We start from the raw sequence: 9,212 nt of genomic DNA, 5'->3' as shown, positions 1-9,212 counted from the left end.
CTGCGGAGTGGTAGTTCAGTTGGTTAGAATACCGGCCTGTCACGCCGGGGGTCGCGGGTTCGAGTCCCGTCCACTCCGCCATTTGATATCAGTAACAAAATTAGTAAGTGCATTACCCCATGCACATACCACTGCGGAGTGGTAGTTCAGTTGGTTAGAATACCGGCCTGTCACGCCGGGGGTCGCGGGTTCGAGTCCCGTCCACTCCGCCACTTGTTATTTCCTCAATAACAAGTTGAATACAATAAAAATCATAAATTACATTTCTTAGCACATAAAAAAGCCCACAAAAATGCAGGCATAAATTAATCAGTGCAAACTTATTCAGCTTTTAAATACTGCTCTAAAAATTTCAAGTAAGCGTTTGATGCCGTGATCCGATTTTCTTTTTTGCTAAAACCATGACCTTCATCGTCAAACAATACATACTCAACTGGTACGCCATTGGCTTTAACTGCAGCTACAAGCTCATCACTTTCAACTTGTAACACGCGCGGATCGTTAGCGCCTTGAATAACCATAAGTGGCTTGATGATGTTTCTAGCGTGGAATAACGGTGAAATGGCGCGGTGACGATCACCGTCTGTTGCCGGATCGCCCATTTCGTCGTACAGCGACTTTTTAAAGCTCTCCCACCAAGGAGGAATAGAATTAAGTGTACGTACCCAGTTGGTTACTCCAAAAATATTAATCCCAACTTTAAACTCTTCGGGTTCAAAGGCAAGGGCTGCCGCGGTCATAAAGCCGCCATAGCTACCACCCATAATGCCAATTTTATCGGTATCGACCCACTCTAAGCTCTGTAAATGTTTTTTGCCGTATACAATATCTTGTAGGTCATCGGTGCCGTGCTTTTTATCATCTAAATGAAAAAAGGTTTTACCATAGCCCGAGCTGCCTCGATTATTAACTGCAAAAATGGCGTAACCATGATTTACCAAATGCTGTTGCATCGCACTATAACCGGTACGGCTTTGTCCGCCTGGCCCACCGTGCACCCAAATTAACGCAGGCACTTTGTTGGTGCTACTCGCTTGCTTGGGTTTATATAAAACACCTGGTATTTCTAAACCATCAAAGCTCTTAAAGCGTACTATAGTGCTTTGCACTAAATCGTTTTGATTAATTTTTTTACTGAGGGTATTAGTTAATTGCTGCGTGTTATTACTGCCTACTTGCCATACAAATAAATTACTAGGTGCAGTGTCTGAATTTAAATAAAAGGCCATGCTTTGCTCATCAGCTGAAAAGCTCACACCCCGTAAATTACCTGCCGGTAGCTTAGGCATGGCAATTTCTTTATTCGTTTGCGTATCGATCACGGTTACTTTAGTGCTGGCATCGGCGTTCACACCACTTACCTGGTAGCGCCCCGACGTTGAAAAATAAATAAAGCTTACGTCCCAGTCATCGGCTAAAGCTGGGCTGTGCTCGCCAGAAGCTAGGTCATAACGCCACATCTGCGAAAACTCACCTTTAGCGTCTGTAGAGTAGTATAAGTATTTGTTATCGGCAGAGAAGGTTTCAGGGCTGTATTGAGCAGGTGTATGGTGTTTTGAAATTAATTGTGGCTTTAGTGTTTTAGTATAAGTATCTAAAATAAAGGTATCGCTGTCTTTGTTGCTATTACTTTTAGACAGCGCAATAAAACGACCATTTGGGCTTATTGCACCTATATTTAGTCCTAAAGTATTTTGATAAACAGGCGTTACTTTATAGGTTTTACTATTAACGCGATATAAATCCATAAACTTAGCATCACGCTGATTGCTGGTAATAAAAAATTGGCTGGCATTTTTAGTGAAGCCGGCAAAACTAGCACGGGTTTCATCCCCTGGGGTTAAGTCTTTTACTGTGCCGTCAGTTTCGCGTACATAAATATGAAAGCGTTCGTTACCGCCCGTGTCTTTTGTAAACAACACTCGCTCATCATTTGGAAAATAGCGGATAGGGTAGGTACTGTCGGTAAAATCGGTTAAGCGAGTTTTGCCGCCTGTTTGGACATTAACCTCATATAGGCTGTAAATGCCACTTTCATCACTACTGACTAAAATTTTATCGCCATGGGGTGAAAAGCTACTCCCCATAATTGAGGTGGTATCAAAAAATGTTTCAGCTGAGTAGGTGCTCAGTTCTTTTACATGCGCTTTAGAGCTGGTTAGCGGGGCTGTATATGAGGATGAGGATGAGTTGGTTGATTCACTGCAACCAGAGAGCGCTAGGGTAACTGCGCATGTAATTATTGTAAGTTTAATAATTTGCTTCATTGTTACGTTCCTTCACTGTTGTTTTTATAACCCGAATTTAGGTTAAAGTATTTATAGCAGTTTTACCTGAACAGTTTTTAAACGCAATAAGCAGCTGGTTTTATGTACAACAAAAGTGTATCAAAATCTTACACATAAAAAAGCCAGCACATAATGTGCTGGCTTTTATAACTTAAAAGTAGATGCTGGGCTTATTTAGCGGCATCAGTTTTTTTAGGTTTATTATTACGAGCTGCTTTACCAGCGAGTAAATCAGCAGGATCAAAGTCGTCAACGTTTATAACGTCTAAACGAGCTTGTTCTACAGCTGCTAACTTGTCAGCTTCTGCTTGGCTTAAAATACCAGCCTCAAGACCCATTTGCGCTACTTTATCAAGCTGAAAGAATGGCAGTTTAAGGCCTTTTTCTTTACATACACGGTCAAATAATGGCTCAACTTCAAGTACGTCTTTAAGCGTTTGCTCTTGACGGCCTACAAGGTTAAGCGGCTCATTTGTTAAATACACATAGCTTGCCAAACGATTACGCGTTTCGCTAGGTACTTGTAGTATTTGCGCTAATTTGTGTTCAAGTTGGTCGGTAGGTTTACGAACCGGACGGCCAAACGGGAATAACAATACTTTTAATACGCCACGCAGTGGAGCAGAAGGCATGTTATTAATTAAATCAGCAAGTGCGCGTTGACAATGATACAGGTGATCTTGACAGCTCCACTGTACTAACGGGAAGTCTTCTTTTTTACGGCCTTCGTCGTTATAACGTTTAAGCGTTGCAGACACTAAGTATAGGTAGCTTAGTAAGTCACCTAAGCGAGCAGAAATACGCTCTTTACGTTTTAGTGAGCCACCAAATACTGCCATGCTAATGTCAGACATAAGTGCAAGTGATGCACTAAAGCGCGACGCTATACGGTAAAACTCAGCGGTTTCGTCTTTGTACGGCACACTTGTAAAACGAGCACCCGTTAACGCGAGCCATTTAGTGCGCACAAGGTTAGACATGGTAAAGCCAATGTGACCCATTAATGCTTTATCAAATACGTTTAGCGCTTCTTCACGGTCTTCAATTTCGCACGCACCTAGTTCGGTAAGTACAAACGGGTGACAGCGAATTGCACCTTGACCATAAATAATCATATTACGGGTCAAAATGTTGGCACCTTCAACGGTAATCGCAATAGGTGCACCTTGATAACCACGGCCTAAATAGTTATTTGGCCCAAGCATGATGCCCTTACCGCCAAGTACGTCCATGGCGTGCAGGGTAGAGTCACGCATTTGTTCTGTAAGGTGGTATTTAATAATAGCCGAAACAACCGAAGGTTTTTCGCCTAAATCTACCGCACCGGTAGACATGCTTACTGCAGCATCAGAGCTATATGCATAACCAGCAAGTTTTGCTAACGACTCTTCAACGCCTTCCATTTTACCAATAGGTAAGCGGAACTGGCGACGAATACGGCTGTAGGCACCGGTTGCAACAGCAATCATTTTAATGCCACCGGCTGAGTTTGACGGCAATGTAATTGCACGGCCAACTGATAAACACTCAACCAGCATACGCCAGCCTTGGCCTGCCATATCTGGCCCACCAATAATGTAATCAAGCGGTACGAATATATCTTTACCCTGCGTAGGACCATTTTGAAACGGCACATTAAGCGGGAAGTGGCGACGACCAATTTCAACCCCTGGAGTATCGGTTGGAATAAGTGCACAGGTAATGCCAGGCTCTTTATTATCACCAATTAAACCATCAGGATCTTGTAATTTAAATGCAAGCCCTAGTACCGTAGCCACAGGTGCAAGCGTAATATAACGCTTGTTCCATGTAAGGCTAACACCTACAACTTCTTCACCTTTCCATTGTCCTTTACATACTACACCGTAGTCTGGAATTGAGCTTGCATCAGAACCTGCTTCTGGCGAGGTTAATGCAAAACATGGAATTTCTTGGCCACTGGCAAGGCGCGGTAAGTAATGGTCTTTTTGCTCTTTTGTTCCATAGTGCTGGAGTAATTCACCAGGGCCTAATGAGTTTGGTACGCCAACAATTGACGAAAGTAAGGTTGATTTACTGGTTAGCTTTTGTAGTACGCACGACTGTGCAAATGCTGAGAACTGTAAACCGCCATATTCTTTTTTGATGATCATGGCAAAAAATTTGTTATCTTTTAGGTATTGCCATACATCTTGAGGAAGATCGGTAAGTTCGTGTGTTGCTTCCCAGTCATCGAGCATACTACACACTACTTCAACAGGGCCATCGATAAAGGCTTGTTCTTCAATAGTTAGCTTAGGCACTGGATATTGGTGTAACTTTTTCCAATCTGGGTTACCACAAAATAAATCAGCTTCCCACCATGTTGTACCGGCATCAATGGCTGACTTTTCAGTATCAGACATGCTAGGCGTTACTTTTTTAAACATAGTAAAAAGAGGCTTAACAATATATTGCTGGCGAATACCAGTAACAGAGAGAGGCACCGCTATAATTAAAAATATTATCCAACTAATTAAACCAAAAGCACCCGCAAAGGTACCAATTAATAATGTTGCAATAGAAACACCAAGTGCGGTGTTCCAACTTGCTCTGTGGTAAACCGCTGCGCTGAGCAGTGCGATTAAACCGAGTGTAAATATGAGTGTCATTGCTAATTCCTTATTAGAGGTCAGACCACCTTAGTTAGAGTAGCGTTAGTAACGCTAAGTTTCAAGTACCTTACGTAGTTAAATTTTAATCGAAATAACCGTAAAAAAGCAGCTCATTTAATAGAGTCAGCGTTAATAAAGTAAGTTACAGCTTTAGTCTATGCATTCATAGCGACAAAAAAAATTTAATCTAATAGTAAAATGTTATTTTTTAAGTAAATATAGACGCCCGTACACACAACTAAATAGTGTACGCTTAATATAAAAATATAACGTTATTTATTAATACGTGGTTTAAAGGTTATTTATTTTATGTGTGAATTGCTTGGCATGTCGGCGAATGTGCCTACAGATATTTGTTTTAGTTTTTCGGGGCTGCTGGAGCGCGGCGGTAATACTGGGCCACATAGAGATGGGTGGGGTATTACATTTTACGAAGGCAAAGGCTGCAGAACCTTTAAAGATCCGCAGCCGAGCTACCAGTCAGAAATAGCTAAGTTAGTTAAAGCATACCCGATTAAAAGTGTGTCCGTTATTAGCCATATTCGCCAAGGTAACCGCGGTAAAGTATGCCTTGAAAACACGCACCCATTTACGCGTGAACTGTGGGGGCGCGAAATTACTTATGCGCATAACGGCCAGTTATCTAATTACCATGATTTAAAGCCTGATCATTACCGACCTGTTGGCGATACTGACAGCGAGTTGGCTTTTTGCTGGCTGCTGGATCAAATACGCACTAAGTACCCAAATAAGCCAGAGGATATGGCATCGGTATTTCGTTATGCAGCAACGCTTTCGCATACACTGCGTGAAAAGGGCGTTTTTAATATGCTGCTGACCGATGGCGTATTTGTTTTAGCTTACTGTACCAATAACTTACATTACATAACTCGCCGTGCGCCCTTTGGAAAAGCGACCTTGATTGATGCTGACATGGTGGTCGATTTTAACGAAGAAACCACGCCCAACGATATTGTTAGTGTTATAGCAACAAAACCACTGACTAACGACGAGCGCTGGAAAAAAATGCAGCCGGGTGAGTTTGTATTATTTAAGATGGGTGAATTGATTTAAGCTTGTTTTTTGCCTTTAGCGCTTAGTTGAGAGGCAAACAACTGTTGTAGTAAAGTAGACGCGGGCTTTTATATTGAGCTGACCCAGTATATTATTTATTATCGGAATTATATTATGACTCCTAAAAAACGCCGTATTCTACAAGCTGTGTTGTATGAATTATTTGCCATTGCTTTTGTTGGCCCTATTATAAGTTTTATGTTTGATAAATCAGCCACTTCGGCGATAGGCCTCGCTTTTGTATTATCCAGCGTAGCACTTAGCTGGAACTATGTATTTAATGCGTTATTTGAGCGCTGGGAGTCCCAGCAAACAATAAAAGGTCGCTCATTCAATCGTCGCTTATTACACGGAATTGGCTTTGAAGGTGGCCTTGTTTTAATTTTAGTGCCGGTTATGGCGCTGTGGTTGAAAATTTCAGTGCTTAGTGCGTTTATAGCGAACCTTGGATTTTTTATATTCTTTTTTGTTTATGCAATTGTTTTTACATGGGCGTTCGATCGAGTTTTTGGCTTGCCAGCTTCTGCGCAGCAGCAAAGTGAAGCATAATAAAGCTTAACTTTTAGATTTAATCGCGAAAAAACGTATAAAAAAAGCGCGATTTGCATCGCGCTTTATATAAACTAATAGTAATAAAGATATAAACAAATAGTAATAAAGATATAAACAAATAGTAATAAAGCCATTTGTAGCTAAAAATAATTGCTTACTCTGGGCTTGTTACTTTTTTAATATCAGCAGGTGGGGCAATGACAGGTGTTGTCACGGTAAATGAGTTTATTTGCACTTCAAATTGTTCCATTCCTTTTTCACCTTTCCACATACGCACTAACATGTAATCCATTTCTGGTGCAAACCAAGCAAGTGCTTGGCGTTTGTCGTTATCGTATAAGCGTTTTACTTTAATTGCTTCTACGTTGCCGATAGGTAATGAAATCGTCTCTGTTGCAACAACTTCAAAATTGTAGTCGCGGCGATTACCTTTTTTATCGATTAATGGGAATGAAAAACTGGTTTCGCCTTTTTTCAAACCTTCGCGCACTTGTACCTGATACGAAATAGCATCTTGAAAGTCATCGGTCCATTCGCATTCAAGCGGGTATTCGCTGCGACTACTGTTAACTACTTTTTTTTGTGCGTCAAAATCAATGTTGTAATCTTTATCAGGACCAGTGCCAGTACGGATCATTGAATAATGATGCGGGCTCACTTTGCCATCTTTAAAGGTAAATTTAGAGGTTTCCTGGCGTGAGTCAGAAAAAATCATCCACTCAATATTGCTGTGATAGGTTAACTCGTAGTTATCGTCACTTATCTTTTTGAGTTCACGCACGGCTTCACCATGATTTTTACCTTTGCGTAAAATATCATACTTAGCTTCGTACTGTGTCAATTCGCCGGCAATAAGGCTAGTTGGAAGTAAAGTGCCCACACATAATAGCAGGGCACTTATTTTTTTATTGTGGGTACTGCGCGCCGTGTGCAGGAAGTTTTGTTTCGTCAAGAACTGCATAATCTGCTTCCATAGTTAGTCTGTGTTCACTGAACCACTTGACCACCAAAGGATAAATTATATGCTCTTGTTCGTGCACGCGTTTTGCTAATGTGTCTGCTGTATCATCCTTGAGTACAGGTACTTTTGCCTGAAGTATAACCGGACCTCCGTCTAGCTCTTCAGTTACAAAATGAACACTTACGCCATGAACATCATCATTTGCATCAATTGCTCTTTGGTGGGTATTCAGCCCCTGGTACTTAGGCAACAAAGATGGATGAATGTTCAACATTTTTCCAATATATTTTTGTACCAAGTTAGGAGTAAGAATACGCATAAACCCAGCTAATACAACTAGATTCGGTATAAAAGAGTCAATGATGCTCATTAACTGTGTATCGTAGGCCTCGCGCGAGTCAAAATCTTTATGACTCAGCACTTGTGTAGCAATGCCAGCTTGCTTAGCACGTTCAAGGCCATAAGCGTCTGCTTTGTTACTAATAACAGCCGCTATTTGCGCATTTATCTCGCCACTTTCACAGGCATCAATAATGGCTTGTAAATTAGAGCCACCGCCTGAGATTAAAACTACAAGACGAGTGGGTGCCATTACTTAGCACCACCTACAATTTCAACTTGCTCTTCGCCAGGCGCTGCGTCTTGAATTTCACCAAGGTGCCATGCGTTTTCGCCCAAGTCTTTTAGCATGCTTAAACTTTGCTCAAGTTTGTCGGCTGGAACAACTAATACCATGCCTACACCACAGTTAAATGTGCGGTACATTTCATGCGTAGTAATGTTACCGTTTTCTTGTAACCAGTTAAAAATAGGTGGCCACTGCCAGCTATCGCCTTTTACTACTGCTTTTGCAGAGGCAGGTAATACGCGTGGGATATTTTCCCAAAAGCCGCCACCGGTAATGTGCGAAAGCGCGTGTACGTCAACGTGCTTGAATAACTCAAGCAGTGGTTTAACGTAAATGCGAGTAGGTTCAAGTAATGTTTCGCCTAATGTTTTGCCTTCAAAATCAGCGCTTGTATCTGCGTTAGATACTTCAAGTACTTTGCGAATTAGCGAGAAACCATTTGAATGCGGACCACTTGAAGCAAGGGCAATAAGTTGATCGCCCGCGGCTACTTTAGTGCCATCAATAATTTTTGATTTTTCTACAACACCGGTACAAAAACCAGCCATATCGTAGTCTTCGCCGGCGTACATACCAGGCATTTCTGCGGTTTCGCCACCAATAAGGGCACAGCCAGAAATTTCACAGCCTTTACCAATGCCGGTTACTACGTCTGCGGCAGTGTCTACGTCTAGCTTACCTGTTGCATAGTAATCTAGGAAAAACAGCGGTTCAGCACCTTGAACAATTAAATCGTTTACACACATAGCGACCAAGTCGATACCTACAGTGTCGTGCTTTTTAAGATCGATAGCTAAACGTAACTTAGTACCCACACCATCAGTGCCGGCAACTAATACTGGTTGCTTATAACCTGCTGGAATTTCGCAAAGTGCGCCAAAACCACCAATACCGCCCATTACTTCAGGACGACGAGTTTTTTTAACCACACCTTTAATACGCTCAACAAGTGCATTACCAGCGTCGATATCTACGCCCGCGTCTTTATAGCTTAGAGACTGTTTTTGTTCGCTCACAGGTTTTCCTCAAAATAGTTGTTTTGGGTTGCTTAGAAACGCGCGTATTTTACAACAATT

Annotated in this window: 7 protein-coding genes and 2 tRNA genes; 4 read left to right on the top strand and 5 right to left on the bottom strand. The window is 41.7% G+C overall.

What is annotated here, in order from left to right:
* Window positions 1–4: 4 nt before the first annotated feature.
* Together AAEZ22_RS14615 and AAEZ22_RS14610 are read left to right on the top strand one after the other, a co-directional pair.
* Window positions 5–81: transfer RNA gene (locus AAEZ22_RS14615), tRNA-Asp, on the top strand.
* Window positions 82–135: 54 nt separating this feature from the next.
* Window positions 136–212 (top strand) — tRNA-Asp (locus tag AAEZ22_RS14610).
* A 108-nt stretch (window positions 213–320) separates the two neighbouring features.
* Here AAEZ22_RS14610 and AAEZ22_RS14605 read toward each other — a convergent pair.
* Together AAEZ22_RS14605 and fadE are read right to left on the bottom strand one after the other, a co-directional pair.
* Window positions 321–2,267 carry a S9 family peptidase gene (locus AAEZ22_RS14605; RefSeq protein WP_309216276.1) on the bottom strand — a complete coding sequence of 649 codons (1,947 nt, stop codon included), beginning with the start codon at window positions 2,265–2,267 and terminating at the stop codon, window positions 321–323.
* 191 nt (window positions 2,268–2,458) lie between these two features.
* Window positions 2,459–4,918, bottom strand: a complete 2,460-nt coding sequence (fadE, locus tag AAEZ22_RS14600; RefSeq protein ID WP_011328618.1) for an acyl-CoA dehydrogenase FadE — start codon at window positions 4,916–4,918, stop codon at window positions 2,459–2,461.
* 312 nt (window positions 4,919–5,230) lie between these two features.
* Here fadE and AAEZ22_RS14595 point away from each other — a divergent pair, with 312 nt between their 5' ends.
* Together AAEZ22_RS14595 and AAEZ22_RS14590 are read left to right on the top strand one after the other, a co-directional pair.
* Entirely contained in the window at window positions 5,231–5,995 is a 765-nt protein-coding gene (locus tag AAEZ22_RS14595; protein WP_011328617.1) for a class II glutamine amidotransferase, read from the top strand.
* 114 nt (window positions 5,996–6,109) lie between these two features.
* A complete protein-coding gene (locus AAEZ22_RS14590; RefSeq protein ID WP_011328616.1) occupies window positions 6,110–6,544 on the top strand; it encodes a PACE efflux transporter in 435 nt (144 codons plus the stop codon).
* Between the two features lie 157 nt (window positions 6,545–6,701).
* Here AAEZ22_RS14590 and AAEZ22_RS14585 read toward each other — a convergent pair whose 3' ends face one another.
* From AAEZ22_RS14585 to purM, 3 genes are read right to left on the bottom strand one after another with little or no spacing between them, the layout of a single operon-like run.
* Window positions 6,702–7,508, bottom strand: coding sequence for a DUF3108 domain-containing protein (locus tag AAEZ22_RS14585; RefSeq protein ID WP_375144240.1), 807 nt, complete (start codon window positions 7,506–7,508; stop codon window positions 6,702–6,704).
* Entirely contained in the window at window positions 7,453–8,100 is a 648-nt protein-coding gene (purN, locus tag AAEZ22_RS14580) for a phosphoribosylglycinamide formyltransferase (RefSeq protein ID WP_011328614.1), read from the bottom strand. Before purN ends, AAEZ22_RS14585 begins: the two co-directional genes overlap by 56 nt.
* On the bottom strand, window positions 8,100–9,152 hold the full coding sequence (gene purM / locus AAEZ22_RS14575) for a phosphoribosylformylglycinamidine cyclo-ligase (protein ID WP_352297755.1): 1,053 nt from the start codon (window positions 9,150–9,152) through the stop codon (window positions 8,100–8,102). The genes purN and purM overlap by 1 nt, the downstream gene beginning before the upstream one ends.
* Window positions 9,153–9,212: the final 60 nt, after the last annotated feature.

The sequence above is a fragment of the Pseudoalteromonas sp. 20-MNA-CIBAN-0454 genome (assembly GCF_040308685.1).
GTDB lineage: Bacteria > Pseudomonadota > Gammaproteobacteria > Enterobacterales > Alteromonadaceae > Pseudoalteromonas > Pseudoalteromonas nigrifaciens.
The sequence above is the reverse complement of the archived record's forward strand: the minus strand, read 5'-3'. Positions and strand labels throughout refer to the sequence as shown.

Excerpts from the sequence above, each read along its gene's own strand:
- fadE (WP_011328618.1), bottom strand. The coding sequence starts at position 4,918 with ATGACACTCATATTTACACTCGGTTTAATCGCACTGCTCAGCGCAGCG.
- AAEZ22_RS14590 (WP_011328616.1), top strand. The coding sequence starts at position 6,110 with ATGACTCCTAAAAAACGCCGTATTCTACAAGCTGTGTTGTATGAATTA.
- AAEZ22_RS14605 (WP_309216276.1), bottom strand. The coding sequence starts at position 2,267 with ATGAAGCAAATTATTAAACTTACAATAATTACATGCGCAGTTACCCTA.
- AAEZ22_RS14595 (WP_011328617.1), top strand. The coding sequence starts at position 5,231 with ATGTGTGAATTGCTTGGCATGTCGGCGAATGTGCCTACAGATATTTGT.
- AAEZ22_RS14585 (WP_375144240.1), bottom strand. The coding sequence starts at position 7,508 with ATGCAGTTCTTGACGAAACAAAACTTCCTGCACACGGCGCGCAGTACC.
- purN (WP_011328614.1), bottom strand. The coding sequence starts at position 8,100 with ATGGCACCCACTCGTCTTGTAGTTTTAATCTCAGGCGGTGGCTCTAAT.